Source organism: Lactonifactor longoviformis DSM 17459 (genome assembly GCF_900129135.1).
Classification (GTDB): Bacteria; Bacillota; Clostridia; order Lachnospirales; family Lachnospiraceae; genus Lactonifactor; species Lactonifactor longoviformis.
Genome location: NZ_FQVI01000008.1, coordinates 93,880 through 111,501 on the forward strand (window position 1 = coordinate 93,880; position 17,622 = coordinate 111,501).

Consider the following 17,622-nt stretch of genomic DNA (forward strand, 5'->3'; position numbering starts at 1 on the left):
TTATGTGGAATTTATTAAAAGCAGAATTGCTCAAGCTACGCCGGTGCCAAATACTTTGGGTGGGGCTGGTGGCGCTTGCACTCTGTCCGTTGGTGCAATATGGGAGCCAGCTGATTGTGGAGGCGGAGTACCGAAATCCAAACTATGATTTTTCCACTCTGTTTGAGAATGTTGTCTGGGGCAATACGCAGATGTTTTTTCCGATTTCACTGGTGATGATTGGCAGCTGGCTGATTGACAGAGAATCCACCCATGATACGCTGAAAAACATCATGACAATTCCTGTTTCCATGCCGAAAATGCTGGGAGCTAAGCTCTTTTGGGTCGGGATTTTTGCAGTCCTGCTGGGAATATACAGCGTTGGCGTTACCTTGATTACTGGATTGACGGTTGGATTATCGGGACTGACAGTGGAAGTGTTTTTTCATGGAGGTACACAGATCGTGTTGGCAGCTCTGACGACCTATTTGGTCTGTATGCCGCTGATCTTGATTTTTGGGCAGATCCGAGGGGCATATCTGGGAGGTTCCATTCTGGCGTTTTTCCTTGGATATAGCATGCTGTTCTTCAAAGGCGGTATCCTTGCCAGCATCTATCCGTTTTCTGCTGCGCTGATTTTAGTGGGCTTTGACATGAGTGGATATGCCGGAACAACCACAGCCCCGAATCCTTTGCTGGCAGTCATTGGGGTTGGCATCATGGTTCTCTGGGCGGTGCTGTTGTTACTGATGTCCAGTAACAAAAAAGAAATAAAATCCCGTAAACAGGCAAATTCCAAGGGAAAAGGAAAGCGTGCTGTACGCAGGAAAGGAAGGTGATACCTGTGAAGAAAATAGTTCTATCATTATGCTTGATACTGTTGGGCGCTTCTGTGCTTTCCGGTTGTACAAAAGATGAAGTTCTCGATCAGTATAACAATATTGTTCAGTCTGCTGGTTCCATAGCACTTACCGGAAATTCATCCTTACAAGGTACGAAAGAAAAAGGAATTGATGATTATACAGGAAGCTATACAGCCAACTATGAGGATTTTTCAGATACAGAGTATTTGTTCGGCGGAACTTCCATAAAGCGTGAAGCGGGTAAGGATCTGTCTATTGACTGCGCGCTGGAGGTTACGGATGGAACTGCAAAAGTATTTTGGATTTCTGGAGCTGATGAAGAAGTCACTTTGCTTGAAACAACCGGAACATATAGTGATACAATTACACTCCCTGAAGGTGGAAACTATATCGGCATTGAATGTGAAAATTTCACTGGAAGCATTGAATTGAATATGGAGTAACATTCTGCCGGACGACGGCAAAAGAAAAAAAGCCGTCGTAAAGCAGACACATTTCCACGCGCCTATGAAGCGGTGGCTTTGATTTCAGAGCCGCCGTTTCTTTTCGTTTATCCTAAACCAACGACGACCTAACACCGTGTAAATCCACGGCGGCACATAGGAGGATGCCGCCGTGTCTATGTTTGCCTTTTTTCACAGTACCCATGACCTGCACCAGCTAAAAAAAGCCTGTTCCCAGCAGCGGAGCAATGCGGTCAGAAGTATGCACTATACCATGTAATTAAACAGCAAAATATATTCCATGACGCTCGTATGGCTTTATGCCGTCCGGGCGCTTTTTTGTCCCTATGGAGCCGGAACATCGGGTCAGCATGGCCCGAACTTTATCCCCGGTGCCGCGCCCCACCACCCCATTCAGATTTTCCCAAAAAAGTCTGAATGGAGGAAGGACAGATGGAAGTTACCATCAATTATAACGGACAAGCTGTGGCCGTGGAGGTCACGCTGGAAGTCTATGAATTTCTTGATCGGGCAGATCACAAAACGGAGAACCTGTTCCATGAACAGCGGCGGCATTGGGATGGCCGGGAGTTTGACGAGTACATCATTACCACCGAGGGTGTAGGAGCCTACGGCGAAACGCCGGAAGAATACCTTTGCCGCATGGAAACGCTACATGAGCTGATGGCAGTTCTGGACACCTGTACCGAGGCCCAGCGCCGCCGGTTCCTGCTCTATGCGCTTGACGGGCTGAGCCTTGCAGAGATCGGTGTGCTGTGCGGCTGCTCCAAAGTGGCTGTGTATCAAAGTGTGGAGGCGGTCAGAAAAAAATTTATAAATTTCTTTGAGAGCAGGCTTAACGAATGACCTGTTTTCTGGCTACCAAGTGAAAGGGATCATTTCCCTTATCTCAGCGAGGGGCGGACAGCGGACGAGCTGCCCGCCTCTCCGATTTTCAGGAGGTAAGCCTATGAAAACAATCAATCTGCGGTGGATGTATCCCCACTACCGGCATGACGAGTTTGTGGATGTTACGGACGAGGTATGGGCAGCGATGTATCAGGCCCAGCGGGAGATGGAGAACTATGAGCGTCGGAAAGTCTACCACCGCGCCTACTACTCTCTGGAGGCATACAGCTGGCTGGAAAATTACGCACTGGAACACAGCAGATCGCCGGAAGATATTTTGCTGGAACGAGAAGAAATGACCACCCGCCTGCACCTGATAGCAGCTCTGCCGGTGGCTCTGGCTCATGCCACTCCGACACAGGCCCGCCGTGTTCACGCCTACTACATTGCCGGTATCAAGCAGCCGGAAATCTCCCGGAGAGAGGGCGTCCACAGCAGCAAGGTCAGCGTTTCCATCCGTCGGGGTCTGCGGAATATGCGCCGCTGCTATGATGACCTTTTTCAAACAGAGTGAGGGCGTGCCTATGCAGACCATCAATCTCAAACAATATTATCCATTTTGCAAAGAGGACATTTTTGTGGAGGTGTCCGATGAGATCGTCGAAGCGTTTCTTCTGGATAAGAGAGCCGAGGCCGCCAGAGAACGCAAGATGTTCCGGTATAAGGCGTTTTACTCCCTCGATTGTAACGATGGAATCGAAAATGCTGCAATCGGCTGGGCGCAGCCATCGCCGGAGGATCATCTGATAGAAAAAGAAGAATTAGCCGAATACGAAGAACTGATACGGCGATTGTATGAAGCCATTTCTTCCCTGCCGCCTATGCAGGCTCGCCGTGTCCACGCCCGCTATATGCTGGGTATGAAAGTGAAAGATATTGCCGCAATGGAGGGTATCACACCATCACAGGCGGGAAAATCCATCCACGCTGCACTGCGGAGGCTGCGCCGGTACTTTGCGCGTCAGAAATGGACGGTCAATCTATAAGCGTTTCCAAAGAAAAGAGGTGCATGACATGAACGAAAAAATTACAGCCCAACCCCCAAAAGAAGAACGGCAGGAAGTCCTGAAGGAGATCCGGCAGCTTGAAAACCGCAAGAAGATTTTGGAGAACAAGCAACGAAACGAAGAACGCAGGGTTCGCACCCGCCGCCTGATTGAGCGCGGAGCCATTTTGGAGGGGATTTTCCCGCTGGCTTCCAGCCTTTCCGGCGCAGAGGTCAAAGCATTTCTGATTGCCCTGTCCTATCTTCCGGGGGCTGCGGAATTGACTGCAAACCTGCCAAAATCCGGGGATATGCCATAAGTCCCTTGTTTACAAGGGCGCACTTATACACCGTTGCCGGTGCTGTGCGCCCTGCCGGGGGCGTTGCGTACTTCGTCCGCGATGGGAAGCTACGCTCCCCAAACCCCTTGTGTGCTCTGCGCAGCCAAACACCCGCTTTGCGTTTGTCCGGCTCCACAGAGCCTGTTATCCCCTCACTGAAAGGAGGTGTTCCCCATAGATTTCTGTCATATCCCCGTCAGTATCATCAAGCGCAGCGCAGGCCGTTCAGCCGTTGCCGCAGCTGCTTACCGCAGTGGAACCAAGCTGACAAATGAATGGGACGGAATGATCCACGACTACACCCGGAAAGGCGGCATTGTCCATGCGGAGATCATGCTGCCTGCCCACGCCCCGCCGGAATTTGCAGACCGTTCTATCCTCTGGAACAGCGTGGAGCAAATCGAGAAAGCAAGAGACAGCCAGCTTGCCCGCGAGATTGAGGCAGCTTTACCCCGTGAACTGTCCGGCGAACAACAGCTTGCCCTTGTGCGTGCCTATGTGAAGGACAACTTTGTAGACAAAGGAATGTGCGCCGACTTTGCTATCCATGACAAGGGAACCGGCAACCCTCATGTCCATATCATGCTGACGCTCCGGCCGTTGAAAGAAAATGGACAGTGGGGCGCAAAGTGCCGCAAGGCATACGATCTGGACGAGAATGGACAGCGTATCCCGGATGGGAAAGGCGGCTGGAAAAATCATCGGGAGGATACGACCGACTGGAACGATAAAGGAAATGTGGAGATTTGGCGGGCAGCGTGGGCAGCCTACACCAACCGGGCACTGGAATCTGCCGGTAGACCGGAGCGTATTGACCACCGCAGCTACAAGCGGCAGGGCATTGATAAAATTCCCTCTGTCCATCTGGGGCCAGCTGCCAGCCAAATGGAAAAGCGCGGTATCCGCACCGACAAGGGGGAAGTAAACCGACAGATCGTCGCCGACAACAAGCTGCTGAAAGAAATCAAAGCTCGCATTACCCGTCTTTATCGCTGGTCGAAAGCGGAAGCGGAAAAACCACAAACGCAGCAAAGCAGCTTGACCGCCTTGTGGGAAGCCCAACAGCAGTTGAACGCTCCCCGCACCCGCACCGGCAAAATCCGGGCTTTGCAGGAAAGCGCTGCACTATTCAGCTTTTTGCAGGTAAACGGCATCCAGTCTATGCAGCAGCTTCATGAAAAAATCGCTGATATGAACAGCTGTTACTATGACCTGCGGGGAAAGATCGTCAAGGCTGAGCGCCGGATCGCCATTCTTACCGAACGCGGGGAGATGTGGGAACAGTACAACCAGTACAAGTCCATCCACAAGCAGCTTGCCAAAGTAAAACCGGAAAAACGGGAACAGTTTGAGCAGCGCCACAGCCGGGAACTGATCCTGTATGATGCAGCAGCCCGGTATCTGAAAGAACTGAAAGACAGCGGCGAGGGGATCACCCCGAAGGCATGGCAGCGGGAAATCGACCAGCTGGCCGCCGGAAAGCAGACGGACACGCTTGCCATGAAATCCATGAGGGAGGATTTGAAAGCAGTGGAACGGCTCCGCAAAACCGCCGAGCAGCTGTCCCGACAGGAAAGGGACAAGTCTCACGACCGTGGGCCGGAGCGGTAAAGGCTACCGCGTTTTGGCGTACCCCTGTCAAGTGTGTCGCGTTTCACGACATACCTTTGCATACAGAAAAACCGCCGTACAGGTTTCCCCATACGGCGGCAGACTGTTTATTTGCCGAACAAGTCGCTGTGTGTGCCGGTGCGGGCCAGCGTCAGCACCAGAACATCATCCTCTATGCGGTAGACAAGCAGCCAGTCCGGGAGAATATGACATTCCCGATGGCCTGCCCAATCGCCGGACAGGTCATGGTCGCGGTTCTTATCCGGCAGCGGTTCGCCCATTGCCAGCAATGCTACGACCTGCTCCAGCAGCTCAATCTTCAAGCCACGCTTTATGGCTCGTTTGTAGTCTTTTTTGAAACTGGTCGTGTACTTGACGGTATATTTGGTTTCTTTCATCTTTTCAGGTCAGCAAACAACTCGTCAAGGTCATTGTAGCCCTTTACAGACGGGTCTTTTGCAATCCTTTCCGCTTCCAGCATGGCAGCAACCGTTTCTTTGTTCGGCTGTTCCAGCCTTACCTCAAAGGGAATGCCGCCTTCACGAAGCGACTGGCGCACAAAGATGTTAAACGCCGTAGTCAGGTTCATGCCAAGTTCAGTAAACAGTGCGTCCGCCTGCGCTTTCAAATCTGCGTCCATGCGGATACTGATGTTTGTGGTATTTCCAGCCATACGATCAACCCCTTTCTGCTGGCAATTATAGTATATGCCATTTGCACGAAGAAAACAATACTTTGCACGAATATTTAACAATAAATTCATTCGAGGAGGTTACACGCTTTATGAAAGAAATCATTTATGAAGAACAACAAGACTGAACCTATCCCTGTCATGGATTACCGCCAGTACCGCAGAGCGCGGAGGCTGGTGCATGAGTGCTGTAACTACATTGACGGAAACTGTATCGCCCTGGACGATGGGGAGGAATGCATCTGTGTCCAGTCCATTTCCTACTCCCTGTTGTGCAGGTGGTTTCGGGCGGCGGTATTGCCGCAGGATAAGGAACTGGAAACGGCGCTGTTCCACCGACTGAATGCTAAGAAATGCGCTGTATGTGGGGCGCTGTTTACCCCCGGTTCTAACAGGGCCAAATATTGCCCGGAATGTGCCGCGCGCATGAAGCGGATCAACGCCGCAAAGCGCAAGCGGAAACAACGGGAGAAATGTCACGCTTTAGGGGCTGAAAAACCCTTGTAAATCAAGGCTTTTTTCGAGGGTGTCAAAGGCAGGCTGATAGATTTATCCTCTGACTCCTAAAATAGCCTTAAAATGCGTACAGAATCCCAAGAGAATCCCCAAGGAGGAACCCTATGTCAGACAATCGAAAATATTATTACCTGAAACTCAAAGAAAACTATTTTGACGATGATTCTATCGTGCTGCTGGAAAGTATGCAGGACGGTGTGCTGTATTCTAACATTCTGCTCAAGCTGTATCTGAAATCGCTGAAACATGGCGGGCGGCTCCAGCTTGACGAGGACATGCCTTACACGGCGCAGATAATCGCCACCATCACCCGCCAGCAGATCGGCACTGTGGAGAGAGCCTTGCAAATCTTTTTGAAGCTGGGTCTTGTGGAAGTGCTGGACAGCGGCACATTCTACATGAGCAACATCGAACTTTTAATCGGCCAGTCCTCTACCGAGGCTGAGCGAAAGCGGGCTGCAAGGCTTCAAAATAAGGCTCTTTCTGCGCTCCGGACAAGTGGCGGACATTTGTCCGACATTCGTCCACCAGAGATAGAGATAGAGTTAGAGAAAGAGATAAAGATAAAGAGAGAGATAGAGAAGGTACGCCCTGAAATGGGGCACCCTTCCCACACCTATGGCCGTTACCAGAATATTTTCCTGACGGATGAAGAACTGGCTGACTTGCAGGCCAGTTTTCCTGCTGTATGGGAACAGTACATCGAAAAACTGTCCGAGTACATGGCTTCTACCGGCAAGCGTTATCAGAGCCATGCAGCGACCATCCGGCGCTGGGCCGGTGAGGACGCTAAAAAAACTGTCACACCCTCACGCAACCGGGATTACAGCGTAAAGGAGGATGAAACTGTATGATTGAGATTACCGCAGAAATCCGGGCGTTCATCGACAAGGCAGCTGCCGGTGTGGAATTGGCTGAGGACGAGTATATAGACTTGTCAGACGGGCTCATTCACTGTAAGAAATGCGGCGGCCAGAGGCAGACCGTTGTGCCATGCTTTGGGAAATCCGGCTACTTTATGCCGCGTTGCATCTGCCAGTGCCAGCGGGAAGCTGAGGAGCAGCGCAAGGCTGCTGAAGAACGGCAGCGCCGTATGGAGCGTATCAAACGCCGAAAGGCACAGGGCTTGCAAGACCGTTATCTGTACGACTACACATTTTCCAATGATAACGGGCAAAACCCATTGATGGACAAGGCTCATGCCTATGTGGAGAACTGGAAAGAGGCATATAAGAGCAATATCGGGCTTTTGCTGTTTGGAGATGTGGGAACCGGCAAGTCTTTTTTCGCCGGATGTATTGCCAACGCTCTACTTGACCAGGATGTGCCGGTGCTGATGACGAACTTTCCCACCATTCTGAACCGCCTGACCGGGATGTTCGCTGAGGACAGGTCGGAGTTTATTGCCAGCTTTGATGAGTATGACTTGCTTATCATTGACGATTTGGGTGTAGAGCGCAGTACCGAATATGCTATGGAGCAGATGTTTTTCGTCATTGACAGCCGCTATCGCAGCCGCAGACCCATGATTATCACAACAAACTTGAAACTGTCCGAGCTGAAAAACCCGCCTGATCTGGCCCACGCCCGTATCTATGACCGTATTTTGGAACGGTGTGCGCCGATCCTCTTTGACGGGAAGAATTTTCGGGAAGAAAATGCCGGTGCTACCCGACAGACAGCAAAAGACATTGTAAACAGTAAGCACGACTGATTTTTTACCGGGCGGCACAGACCCGTTCGGAGAAAGGAGCGCCATGAACAAAGAACCCCGTACTATGCAGGTGGCAGACGCCGTTACTGCGTCCAGAGCGCCGGAAAACACGCCGGCGATGGTAAAGAAAATCGGTAAGACGACCTACAAGGTTCATGTCCATTTCAGCAATACCAGCACAGAAACCATGAGCGATAAAATCAAGCGTATGCTCAAAAATGAAATTCAGCAGATGTGACAGACTGATAAACGAAGCCGCCTTGTGCTAAACTGATGATGGTATGCACCAAAATTTTTGTCAAGGAGGACACAAAAATGCTTTACACAGAAAAAGAGAAACATGAAATTGAGCGAGTAAAGGAAGTCTTTGCGGAACATCTGCGGCAAAGCCCCGATTTTGAACTGCTCTGGTCGGACAAGGTGGGCTATGTCTGGCTGACGATTGGCGTAAATCCGCTTTATGTGGATACCGGTATCAGGATAGAATCAGCCGCCGATCTCTGCGGCAGGTGTTTGGACGATGTTGCTACGGATGTTTTGTATATGACGGGCAACGATCATGCACTGGAAGCAGCCGACCCGCTGGAATTGGCCGAAATCAAGCGGCGCTGGGAGTCATATATCAACCAGCTGCCAGACTACGCGTATCTCTGCAAAGACCTGCTGAACGGAAAAATGTAATCTATCAAACGAGGTGTCAGGAGCCATACAATGCTTCTGGCACCTTTTTTGTAGATTTTTTGTGAATTTGATTAAAAAGTCCTTGACAATTTGTCTCTGGCAAGACCGCAAAAAGCATACTTATCTCATGCGGCGCGAGGTTAGCCCCATTCGACATTAAGGAGCTGCGGGAGCTTATGGAAACCGACGAAATGGAGCTTGACACCATAGGCGACAGAAAGACAGCCCTTTTCGTGATTATCAGCGACACCGACGACACCTTTAACTTTGTCGTGAGTATTCTCTACACACAGTTATTCAACCTTTTATGCGACAAAGCAGATGATGAATATGGCGGGCGGCTTCCCGTCCATGTTAGGTGCTTACTTGATGAATTTGCGAATATCGGGCAGATACCAAAGTTTGAAAAGCTCATTGCAACGATACGGAGCCGGGAAATCTCCGCGTCAATCATCTTGCAGAGCCAGTCACAGCTAAAGGCAATCTACAAGGACAACGCCGATACCATAGTCGGCAACTGCGACACCACGCTTTTCTTGGGCGGCAAGGAGAAAACCACCCTCAAAGAAATATCGGAGATTTTAGGCAAGGAAACGATAGACAGCTTCAACACTTCCGAAACCAGAGGGCGGGAGCTTTCGCATGGGCTGAACTATCAGAAATTGGGAAAGCAGCTTATGACGGAAGATGAAATCGCAGTCATGGACGGAGGGAAATGTATCTTGCAGCTACGCGGGGTGCGCCCGTTCTTTTCGGACAAATTCGACATAACGAAACACCCGAAATACAAGTACCTATCCGACGCAGACCCGAAGAACGCCTTTGACATGGAAAAGCACCTTAAACGCCGCCCCGCCATTGTCAAGCCCGACGAGGTTTTTGACTATTACGAGATTGACGCAGCAGACTTACAGGAGGACGCAGACCATGAGGAAACGTAGCGCAGAGGAAAAACAAAAGCAGCTTGAACGGTTTTTAATGAATGTTGCGGAAGCCGCCGACGCTGCATTATGGGAGTATTGGCGGGAAAAGGAAGCGGAACACCGCCGTTTTGCAACGGAGTATGTCACGCGCCGGGGGCTTATCCCGCAACAGTGACAGCATGGCAGACCGCCGGGGGACAGGGGAAGCTACACTTCCCCTACGCTGCCTTGCGGCAGCTACCCCTTTGTGAACTTGCGGGAAGCGAACACCTTGCTACGCAAGCTATTCACTTCCCGCAAGTCTGAAAAAAACGTCCGGCAGCACAGCGGGACACAGAAAGGAGCGATTGAAGCAATCACATCTATCCATACCGGCTACATGATACGCGCCCCCACTTTCCGGCGCAGTACACAGCGGCAGGAGCCGCACCCCTTACAACTGAATACCGCCGCGCCGCAGGACTTACGCAGCGCGGGGACAGCCGCCTTTACCAGAGGGCGGTTTTTTTATGCGGCGGCGACCATACGCTGACCGCCTTTTGTCCGCTTGCCGGACAGCCGCAGACGCGGCAGAAAGGATATATTTATGGCATTTTTCAATAGCGCAGTAGACGTTTTGCAGACCCTTGTTGTAGCACTTGGAGCCGGGCTTGGTATCTGGGGCGTGATTAACCTCATGGAAGGCTACGGCAACGACAATCCGGGCGCGAATGCTCATGTGCGGTAAAGTAACAAATGATAATTTGATAGACAGCAGCCACTATTTCCGAAACACAGACCAATACGAAAAGCTGATGTGGGGATTTTCCTATATCAGCTTTTGTCTTTCTAAGCATTTTTGGGAAAGTGATGTATTTGTATCTTTCCTATTGACAGCCAGCCTTTGAAGTGATATATTTATCTCGACAAGCGACAAATACATCTCATCGGAGGACACCATTATGAAAAAAAGAACGAAACTCACAATTTGCCTGGGCGTGATATGCGCTCTGCTGGTAGCAATATCTTCATGGTACACGATAGCATTTAACAATTCAAGGTTTATTGTGCCTATGGATTTATCTGAATATGTTTTCAGAGTGCAAGACCTGCCTATGATTATTTCCGGCGTACTTCTTACCTTGTATATTGTGAATATTGTTGTGTTGTTTTTGGAATCTATTAAAACAAACAGGCGTAGGGAATTAACCTTGCAATCCACCAGAACAATAAATCCAAAACTGGGTTTTTTAGGTTTATTAGGATTTGCCGGATTTTTGGGATTTTGGACTTACAGCGTTGACAAGACAATTTTTCCTTTTGTGTTTTTCCTGTTTTTCGGCTTTTTCGGATTTTTCTATGAGGGAAAAATGTCAAATACTCTTATAGATGAACGATACAAAGAAAACAAAATGAAAGCGCAAAGTGTAGCGAACAAAACTTCTCTGTCCATTATTTTTCTTGCAATACTCATTTTGGGACAGGGAAAGCTCATGGATAACCTTGAATATACCTTAATTGCTCTTGTTATTGTTATAGCTCTCTCCATAGCACTTGAAATATTCCTTAGCGAATATCTGCTATATCATTATGATAACGATGAACAGTTTGATGAAAGCGAGGAATAAGCGTGCCGGATTTTGAATGTAGATTAAAAAAGTACAGGCTATTAAAGGATTTGACACAAGAGCAGTTAGCGGCACAGGTAGGCGTGCGGCGAGAAACAATTATGCGGCTGGAAAAGGCACAATACAATCCCTCACTTAAACTGGCGATTGATATTTCAAGAGTTGTTGAAGCACCGATTGAAGAAATATTCGTTTTCAAGTGATTTGTGCGGAATTATGCTTATTTTATAGGCAGTTGCGCTAATGTTAATCTGCATTGCTTGCCGCATAGCAACTATCATGCTATTTTTGATTTACCAAGACAAAGGAGTGGAACGCATCATGTTTCTATGAAATCTAAAAACTCTCAGAAAACAGAAAGGCTTTTCACAGGAAGAATTAGCAACCAGACTTCATGTAGTCAGACAGACTATCTCCAAATGGGAGAAAAATTTGTCCGTTCCCGACGCTGATACTCTTATTCGTCTGGCTGAAATATTAGAGGTATATGTCAGTGAATTGCTGGGTACGAAAATTGAAAATGAAAATGTCGCCAGTGATGTTGCCGAACAACTATCCAGAATAAACGAGCAACTGGCAATCAAGAACCGCCGCTCACGTCGTATCTGGAAAATTGTTGCCATTATATTAGCAGTAATCGTTCTTGTGAATATTTTTATTGCTGTCTTTTTCAGCGTTCCAGACCTCAACAGCAATACCCAGAATAACCCGCTAGCAATAAGTGATGAAACGATAAGCATAGATGAATGAAGTCGCTAAAAATAGCAAAACCAGCCGAGCCAGTCAACGGCAAGTGAATGGGCTGCGCCCACCGTTGACAGCCCCGTCTGTCCTTGCTGGTGGGTAATCAAGGGGCGACAGCAAAAAGTGCTGCCGCCCTTTCCCATAATCGAAGAAAGGGGGATTTTCCATGACTGAATACGAAGCCTATCAAGAACATATCCGCTATACCCATGATACCTATTGCCGGATTGTTATTCGCCATGCGTCCTTTGACGCTGCCCGTATGCTGGCAGCGAGGTGGAAACGGGAAATCTCCCTTGAATACTTGACCGAAGAAAAGTTTGTTCCACTAAGCACCATAGACGAGTATTTTCAAGTGCCAGACTATGGCGAAACTTATCCATTCTCCGTCCGGGGGCAGACGATATTTTTAGATAGCTGTTCCCTTGCGGCGGCTCTTGCCGAACTGCCGGAACAGTCGCAGGAGGAAATCTTTTTGTATTACTTCCAGCATTTGAAGCAGAAAGAAATCGGAGAACAAAGCGGCTGGACACGCAGCACAATCGGGCGGCATATCCAGCTTGCCTTGAAGCGGCTGAAAGAAGAAATGGAGGTGCTGTCCCATGAGTAGCCTACTTCTCCCCTATGACACGATAATAAAAGCACATGAGGGCGACCCCATAGCGATACAAGCTGTCCTTGACCGATATGCCGGGTATATCCGCTATTTCTCCAAAATGAACGGCTATTATAATTCTGATATGGAGGACTACATCAGAACAAAGCTGATTGAAAGCCTGTTCAAGTTCCGGCTTGACCGATAACATAAAAACTGAATATCCCGCCGCCCCGCAGCAGCACATGAAGCAGTAAATCCGAAAAAGATTTGCTGCTTTTTTTGCGCCCATTTTTGGCAAATTTCCAAAAGTTCCGTATTAGACATTGAAGCTAAAAAGGCTGCCATTTTTTTAGCCAGCGGGCAAAACGCAGCTTCCGAAACGCCTTATTGTCGGGAAAGACCGAGCCGCCGGAAAAGTTCTTGCCGGAAAGTCCGTCATTTTTGCTTTTTGCGGTGTTGTAGGGAGTAAGAGGAAGAACGCCAGCCCGCAGCCTTTTATGAAAAAGCTGGTTATAGATTTTCTGAAAAAGTGGCAGTAGGAAGTGAACGGCAGTCCGGCAGTTTCTTAGAGCAAGATTCTACCGCAGTACCAAAATTCGCTTTTCGCTCATTTTGCCCCTGCGGGAATCTTGTTGGGGAGTGCCTTCCCCAAACCCTGCTTATGCGGCTTGCGCCGCTTAAAAATCCCTCAAAATATTTTTTCGGATTTTTCAAAAACAGTTCCGCTTCACACCCCGTTTTTCTCCTATTAGTGAGAGGACACCACGCACAGAAAGGAGGTTTTACCATGCGAAAACGATACAACACGCCGCACCGCAGCCGGGTAGTCAAGACACGCATGACCGAGGAAGAATACGCCGAGTTTGCGGAAAGGCTTTCTGCCTGCAACATGAGCCAAGCCGAGTTTATCCGGCAAGCCATAACCGGGGCAGCCATACGCCCCATCATAACCGTTTCCCCCGTCAACGACGAGCTGCTTGCCGCTGTCGGGAAGCTGACCGCCGAATACGGCAGGATCGGCGGCAACTTAAACCAGATAGCCCGGACGCTGAACGAGTGGCACAGCCCCTACCCGCAGCTTGCCGGGGAGGTACGGGCGGCGGTTTCCGACCTTGCTGCCCTAAAGTTTGAAGTCTTGCAGAAAGTAGGTGACGCTGTTGGCAACATTCAAACATATCAGCTCTAAAAATGCGGACTATGGCGCAGCGGAAGCCTACCTCACATTTGAGCATGACGAGTTTACCATGAAGCCCACCCTTGATGAAAACGGGCGGCTGATACCGAGGGAGGATTACCGCATTTCTTCCCTTAACTGCGGGGGCGAGGATTTCGCTGTTGCCTGTATGCGGGCTAATCTCCGCTATGAGAAAAACCAAAAACGGGAAGATGTGAAAAGCCACCACTATATCATCAGCTTTGACCCACGGGACGGGACAGACAACGGCTTGACCGTAGACCGGGCGCAGGAGCTGGGCGAGCAGTTCTGTAAAGAGCATTTCCCCGGACACCAAGCCTTAGTCTGCACCCACCCGGACGGGCATAACCACAGCGGCAATATCCATGTGCATATCGTCATCAACTCCCTGCGGATTTATGAAGTCCCGCTTCTGCCCTACATGGACAGACCAGCCGACACACGGGAGGGCTGCAAGCACCGCTGCACCAACGCCGCTATGGAATATTTCAAGAGTGAAGTCATGGAGATGTGCCACCGGGAGGGACTTTACCAAATCGACCTCTTGAACGGCAGCAAGGAACGGATAACCGAACGGGAATACTGGGCGGCAAAGAAAGGGCAGCTTGCCCTTGATAAAGAGAACGCCGCCAGAGAAGCCGCAGGACAGCCGACCAAGCCCACCAAGTTTGAAACGGACAAGGCGAAGCTGCGCCGGACGATACGGCAGGCACTTTCCCAAGCTACCAGCTTTGACGAGTTTTCTTCCCTTTTGCTGCGGGAGGGTGTAACCGTCAAGGAGAGCCGGGGGCGGCTTTCCTACCTCACGCCGGACAGGACAAAGCCTATCACAGCCCGGAAGCTGGGGGACGATTTTGACAAGGCTGCTGTCCTTGCCCTGCTCACGCATAACGCTCACAGAGCCGCCGAACAGACCACAGACATACCCGAATACCCACACACCCAAAAGGAACGCTTGCGGGAGGAAAAAGCCGCAAAAACCACCCCGGCAGACAACACCTTGCAGCGCATGGTTGACCGGGAAGCCAAGCGAGCCGAGGGCAAGGGCATGGGCTATGACCGCTGGGCGGCAAAGCACAACCTAAAGCAAATGGCAGCTACCGTTACCGCCTATCAGCAGTATGGCTTTTCTTCCCCGGAGGAACTGGACGAAGCCTGTTCTGCCGCTTATGCCGCCATGCAGGAAAGCCTTACAGAGCTGAAGCAGGTGGAAAAGACGCTGAACGGGAAAAAGGAGCTGCAACGGCAGGTGCTTGCCTATTCCAAGACCCGCCCTGTCCGGGACGGACTGAAACAGCAGAAAAACGCCAAAGCAAAAGCAGCCTACCGTCAGAAGCACGAAAGCGACTTTATCATAGCAGACGCAGCCGCCCGTTATTTCAGGGAGAACGGCATTTCCAAGCTGCCGAGCTATAAAGCCCTGCAAGCAGAGATTGAAAGCCTTATCAAAGAGAAAAACAGCGGCTACAACGATTACCGGGCAAAACGGGAGGAATACCGCCGCTTACAGACTGTCAAGGGCAATATCGACCAGATTTTACGCCGGGAACGCAAGCCTGTGAAAAGGCAGGAACAGGAGCGATAAAAACCGCCCCAAAATGTACCCGAACCCATACAGAACAAGGGGGCTGCCCCGCACCCTATCCGCAATACCAAAGGATTTTTTAACGGGCTTACAGGGCAGAAAAACCCCGAAAATGATACCGAGATGATACAGAATTACCGCCGATACCGCCACACCAGCGGAAACGGCAGAAAGGAGCGCACCCATGCCAAGAATGAGCAAGAAACGGCGGCTGGAATGGTCTTTTTTCCTGCGGCAAGTAAAAGTCGGAAATACCACCTGCGACCGTATCACATACAACGACCTCTGCCGGGGCTGTACCCATAGCTACAAGCAGAGCTTTCGGGCGGTTATCATACTCTGCCCCCGCTACTACTCCAAACGCCGGAAAAAGGAGGACAGGGACAATGGCAGATAACCGCAAGTATTACTACCTCAAGCTGAAAGAGAACTTTTTTGACAGCGACTCCATTGTGCTGCTGGAAGATATGAAAGACGGAATTTTATATTCCAATATCCTCTTGAAGCTGTACTTAAAATCGCTGAAAAACGGCGGGAAGTTGCAGCTTGACGAGCATATCCCCTACACAGCACAGATGATAGCGACACTGACCCGCCACCAGATAGGGACGGTTGAGAGGGCTTTAGAGATTTTCCGGCAGTTGGGGCTTGTGGAGCAGCTTGACAGCGGGGCTTTCTATATGACCGACATTGAACTGATGATAGGACAGTCCTCTACCGAAGCCGAAAGGAAACGGGCTGCAAGGCTGGAAAACAAGGCACTTTTACCGTCCCGGACAAAAGGCGGACATTTGTCCGACATTCGTCCACCAGAGATAGAGATAGAGTTAGAGAAAGAGATAAAGATAGAAAAAGAGAGAGAGGGAGAAACGGGACACCCCGCCCCCGCCGCTTATGGCAGATACAACAATGTGATACTGACCGATACAGAGCTTTCCGGGCTGAAAACAGAGCTGCCCGACAAGTGGGAGTATTATATTGACCGGCTTTCCTGCCATATCGCTTCCACCGGGAAGCAGTACCACAGCCATGCAGCCACCATTTACAAGTGGGCGCAGGAGGACGCTGCCAAAGGCAAGGCTGCCCCGAAACAGGGCATACCCGATTATTCATGCAAGGAGGGCGAGAGCTTATGAGAAACGGGATTGAAGCTATGATTACGGACATTACAGCCACTACCGCCGAAGCGGACGACTACACAGGCGAGGACGGGCTTTTATACTGCGGCAAGTGCCATACGCCCAAAGAAGCCTATTTTTCAAAAGAAACCGCCCAATGGTTAGGGCATGACCGACACCCGACAGAGTGCGACTGCCAGCGGGCAGCCCGTGAAAAACGGGAAGCCGCTGAAAGCCGACAGAAGCACCTTGAAACAGTGGAGGACTTGAAACGCCGGGGCTTTACCGACCCTGCTATGCGGAACTGGACATTTGAGCATGACAACGGCAGAAACCCGCAGACCGCAACCGCCCGTTTTTATGTGGAGAGCTGGGAAACCATGCAGGCTGAAAATATCGGCTACCTGTTCTGGGGCGGCGTGGGGACAGGAAAAAGCTACCTTGCCGCCTGTATCGCCAACGCCCTTATGGAAAAAGAGGTTGCCGTCTGCATGACAAACTTTGCAACAATACTCAATGACCTTGCCGCCAGCTTTGAGGGCAGGAACGAGTATATTTCCCGCCTTTGCAGCTACCCCCTGCTGATACTTGATGATTTCGGTATGGAGCGAGGGACAGAATACGGGCTGGAACAGGTTTATAGCGTGATTGACAGCCGTTACCGAAGCGGCAAGCCGCTGATCGCCACGACCAACCTCACGCTGGAGGAATTGCAGCACCCGCAGGACACGCCCCACGCCCGTATCTATGACAGGCTGACTTCCATGTGCGCCCCCGTCCGCTTCACGGGTAGCAACTTCCGAAAGGAAACCGCACAGGAAAAGCTGGAACGATTAAAGCAACTGATGAAGCAGCGAAAGGAGAGCCTATGACAGAAACCAAACAGACAAGCACCACCAAAACAGACCGCCGCCCGGACTGTGTAACGGAAATCCGCATGGGCAACTCCGTCCTTACCGTTTCCGGCTTCTTCAAGCAGGGCGCAACCGACACCGCAGCCGACAAGATGATGAAAGTGCTGGAAGCGGAAGCTGCTACACAAAAAACGGCGATTTGACCGACCATAAAGAAGCAGATTTGACGCTTTTGCCGCTATACAGACAGCCGCCCCATGTGGTA

25 protein-coding genes and 3 pseudogenes are annotated in these 17,622 nt (G+C 50.4%); 26 read left to right on the top strand and 2 right to left on the bottom strand.

The features are described from left to right. The first annotated feature begins 2 nt into the window (after positions 1–2). The 7 genes from BUA56_RS09555 to mobQ all read left to right on the top strand — a co-directional run bounded on the left by BUA56_RS09555 (position 3) and on the right by mobQ (position 5,131). Entirely contained in the window at positions 3–818 is an 816-nt protein-coding gene (locus tag BUA56_RS09555) for an ABC transporter permease (RefSeq protein WP_002596321.1), read from the top strand. Positions 819–823: 5 nt separating this feature from the next. Further along, the gene (locus BUA56_RS09560) at positions 824–1,285 is read left to right on the top strand and encodes a hypothetical protein (RefSeq protein ID WP_038259777.1); all 462 of its coding nucleotides are present in this window, start codon (positions 824–826) and stop codon (positions 1,283–1,285) included. A gap of 453 nt (positions 1,286–1,738) precedes the next feature. Next, positions 1,739–2,152 carry an RNA polymerase sigma factor gene (locus BUA56_RS09565; RefSeq protein WP_035394329.1) on the top strand — a complete coding sequence of 138 codons (414 nt, stop codon included), beginning with the start codon at positions 1,739–1,741 and terminating at the stop codon, positions 2,150–2,152. 103 nt (positions 2,153–2,255) lie between these two features. Further along, entirely contained in the window at positions 2,256–2,708 is a 453-nt protein-coding gene (locus BUA56_RS09570; RefSeq protein ID WP_005933558.1) for a hypothetical protein, read from the top strand. Positions 2,709–2,718: 10 nt separating this feature from the next. Next, positions 2,719–3,180 (top strand): RNA polymerase sigma factor, encoded by a 462-nt coding sequence (locus tag BUA56_RS09575; RefSeq protein ID WP_035394327.1) that lies wholly within the window; start codon positions 2,719–2,721, stop codon positions 3,178–3,180. A 28-nt stretch (positions 3,181–3,208) separates the two neighbouring features. Beyond that, positions 3,209–3,499 carry a DUF3847 domain-containing protein gene (locus tag BUA56_RS09580; protein ID WP_005933556.1) on the top strand — a complete coding sequence of 97 codons (291 nt, stop codon included), beginning with the start codon at positions 3,209–3,211 and terminating at the stop codon, positions 3,497–3,499. A 186-nt stretch (positions 3,500–3,685) separates the two neighbouring features. After that, positions 3,686–5,131, top strand: coding sequence for a MobQ family relaxase (gene mobQ, locus BUA56_RS09585; protein WP_072851213.1), 1,446 nt, complete (start codon positions 3,686–3,688; stop codon positions 5,129–5,131). Between the two features lie 107 nt (positions 5,132–5,238). Here mobQ and BUA56_RS09590 read toward each other — a convergent pair whose 3' ends face one another. Together BUA56_RS09590 and BUA56_RS09595 are read right to left on the bottom strand one after the other, a co-directional pair. Then, positions 5,239–5,529, bottom strand: a complete 291-nt coding sequence (locus BUA56_RS09590; protein ID WP_002596328.1) for a type II toxin-antitoxin system YafQ family toxin — start codon at positions 5,527–5,529, stop codon at positions 5,239–5,241. Continuing rightward, entirely contained in the window at positions 5,526–5,804 is a 279-nt protein-coding gene (locus BUA56_RS09595; protein WP_005924829.1) for a type II toxin-antitoxin system RelB/DinJ family antitoxin, read from the bottom strand. The genes BUA56_RS09590 and BUA56_RS09595 overlap by 4 nt, the downstream gene beginning before the upstream one ends. Positions 5,805–5,930: 126 nt before the next feature. On the opposite strand from BUA56_RS09595, the gene BUA56_RS09600 reads away from it, so the two are divergent. From BUA56_RS09600 to BUA56_RS09695, 19 genes and pseudogenes are all read left to right on the top strand, one after another. Beyond that, positions 5,931–6,329, top strand: coding sequence for a cysteine-rich VLP domain-containing protein (locus tag BUA56_RS09600; protein WP_007860226.1), 399 nt, complete (start codon positions 5,931–5,933; stop codon positions 6,327–6,329). 113 nt (positions 6,330–6,442) lie between these two features. Continuing rightward, complete coding sequence (locus BUA56_RS09605) at positions 6,443–7,192, top strand: phage replisome organizer N-terminal domain-containing protein (protein ID WP_021413286.1); 750 nt, start codon at positions 6,443–6,445, stop codon at positions 7,190–7,192. Further along, positions 7,189–8,052: an ATP-binding protein gene (locus BUA56_RS09610; protein WP_007860224.1), complete on the top strand. Its 864-nt coding sequence runs from the start codon at positions 7,189–7,191 to the stop codon at positions 8,050–8,052. The genes BUA56_RS09605 and BUA56_RS09610 overlap by 4 nt, the downstream gene beginning before the upstream one ends. 64 nt (positions 8,053–8,116) lie before the next feature. Next, positions 8,117–8,290, top strand: a complete 174-nt coding sequence (locus BUA56_RS09615; RefSeq protein ID WP_008978040.1) for a transposon-encoded TnpW family protein — start codon at positions 8,117–8,119, stop codon at positions 8,288–8,290. A gap of 77 nt (positions 8,291–8,367) precedes the next feature. Beyond that, entirely contained in the window at positions 8,368–8,733 is a 366-nt protein-coding gene (locus tag BUA56_RS09620; protein WP_007860222.1) for a hypothetical protein, read from the top strand. Between the two features lie 86 nt (positions 8,734–8,819). Further along, a pseudogene (locus tag BUA56_RS09625) lies at positions 8,820–9,674 on the top strand (VirD4-like conjugal transfer protein, CD1115 family); the annotation flags it as partial. Next, the gene (locus tag BUA56_RS23190) at positions 9,661–9,831 is read left to right on the top strand and encodes a hypothetical protein (protein ID WP_002569167.1); all 171 of its coding nucleotides are present in this window, start codon (positions 9,661–9,663) and stop codon (positions 9,829–9,831) included. The pseudogene BUA56_RS09625 and the gene BUA56_RS23190, both read left to right, overlap by 14 nt. A gap of 411 nt (positions 9,832–10,242) precedes the next feature. Beyond that, positions 10,243–10,371: pseudogene (locus BUA56_RS09630) on the top strand (Maff2 family mobile element protein); the annotation flags it as partial. Positions 10,372–10,597: 226 nt separating this feature from the next. Further along, positions 10,598–11,263: a DUF2178 domain-containing protein gene (locus BUA56_RS09635; protein ID WP_050540877.1), complete on the top strand. Its 666-nt coding sequence runs from the start codon at positions 10,598–10,600 to the stop codon at positions 11,261–11,263. Positions 11,264–11,265: 2 nt separating this feature from the next. Further along, positions 11,266–11,466: a helix-turn-helix transcriptional regulator gene (locus tag BUA56_RS09640; protein WP_032747079.1), complete on the top strand. Its 201-nt coding sequence runs from the start codon at positions 11,266–11,268 to the stop codon at positions 11,464–11,466. Between the two features lie 142 nt (positions 11,467–11,608). Continuing rightward, positions 11,609–12,013: pseudogene (locus BUA56_RS09645) on the top strand (helix-turn-helix domain-containing protein); the annotation flags it as partial. A gap of 160 nt (positions 12,014–12,173) precedes the next feature. Continuing rightward, a complete protein-coding gene (locus BUA56_RS09650) occupies positions 12,174–12,617 on the top strand; it encodes a sigma-70 family RNA polymerase sigma factor (protein ID WP_072851217.1) in 444 nt (147 codons plus the stop codon). Continuing rightward, the gene (locus BUA56_RS09655; protein ID WP_015536790.1) at positions 12,610–12,810 is read left to right on the top strand and encodes a helix-turn-helix domain-containing protein; all 201 of its coding nucleotides are present in this window, start codon (positions 12,610–12,612) and stop codon (positions 12,808–12,810) included. The genes BUA56_RS09650 and BUA56_RS09655 overlap by 8 nt, the downstream gene beginning before the upstream one ends. 582 nt (positions 12,811–13,392) lie before the next feature. Beyond that, on the top strand, positions 13,393–13,791 hold the full coding sequence (locus tag BUA56_RS09665) for a plasmid mobilization protein (RefSeq protein WP_034479871.1): 399 nt from the start codon (positions 13,393–13,395) through the stop codon (positions 13,789–13,791). Further along, positions 13,763–15,385 carry a relaxase/mobilization nuclease domain-containing protein gene (locus tag BUA56_RS09670; RefSeq protein WP_072851221.1) on the top strand — a complete coding sequence of 541 codons (1,623 nt, stop codon included), beginning with the start codon at positions 13,763–13,765 and terminating at the stop codon, positions 15,383–15,385. Before BUA56_RS09665 ends, BUA56_RS09670 begins: the two co-directional genes overlap by 29 nt. A 184-nt stretch (positions 15,386–15,569) precedes the next feature. After that, positions 15,570–15,782, top strand: coding sequence for a hypothetical protein (locus tag BUA56_RS09680; protein ID WP_072851223.1), 213 nt, complete (start codon positions 15,570–15,572; stop codon positions 15,780–15,782). Continuing rightward, positions 15,772–16,521, top strand: a complete 750-nt coding sequence (locus BUA56_RS09685; protein ID WP_021610547.1) for a phage replisome organizer N-terminal domain-containing protein — start codon at positions 15,772–15,774, stop codon at positions 16,519–16,521. The genes BUA56_RS09680 and BUA56_RS09685 overlap by 11 nt, the downstream gene beginning before the upstream one ends. Then, complete coding sequence (locus BUA56_RS09690; protein ID WP_072851225.1) at positions 16,518–17,375, top strand: ATP-binding protein; 858 nt, start codon at positions 16,518–16,520, stop codon at positions 17,373–17,375. The genes BUA56_RS09685 and BUA56_RS09690 overlap by 4 nt, the downstream gene beginning before the upstream one ends. Further along, positions 17,372–17,560 carry a transposon-encoded TnpW family protein gene (locus tag BUA56_RS09695; protein WP_002569233.1) on the top strand — a complete coding sequence of 63 codons (189 nt, stop codon included), beginning with the start codon at positions 17,372–17,374 and terminating at the stop codon, positions 17,558–17,560. Before BUA56_RS09690 ends, BUA56_RS09695 begins: the two co-directional genes overlap by 4 nt. Positions 17,561–17,622 lie beyond the last annotated feature (62 nt).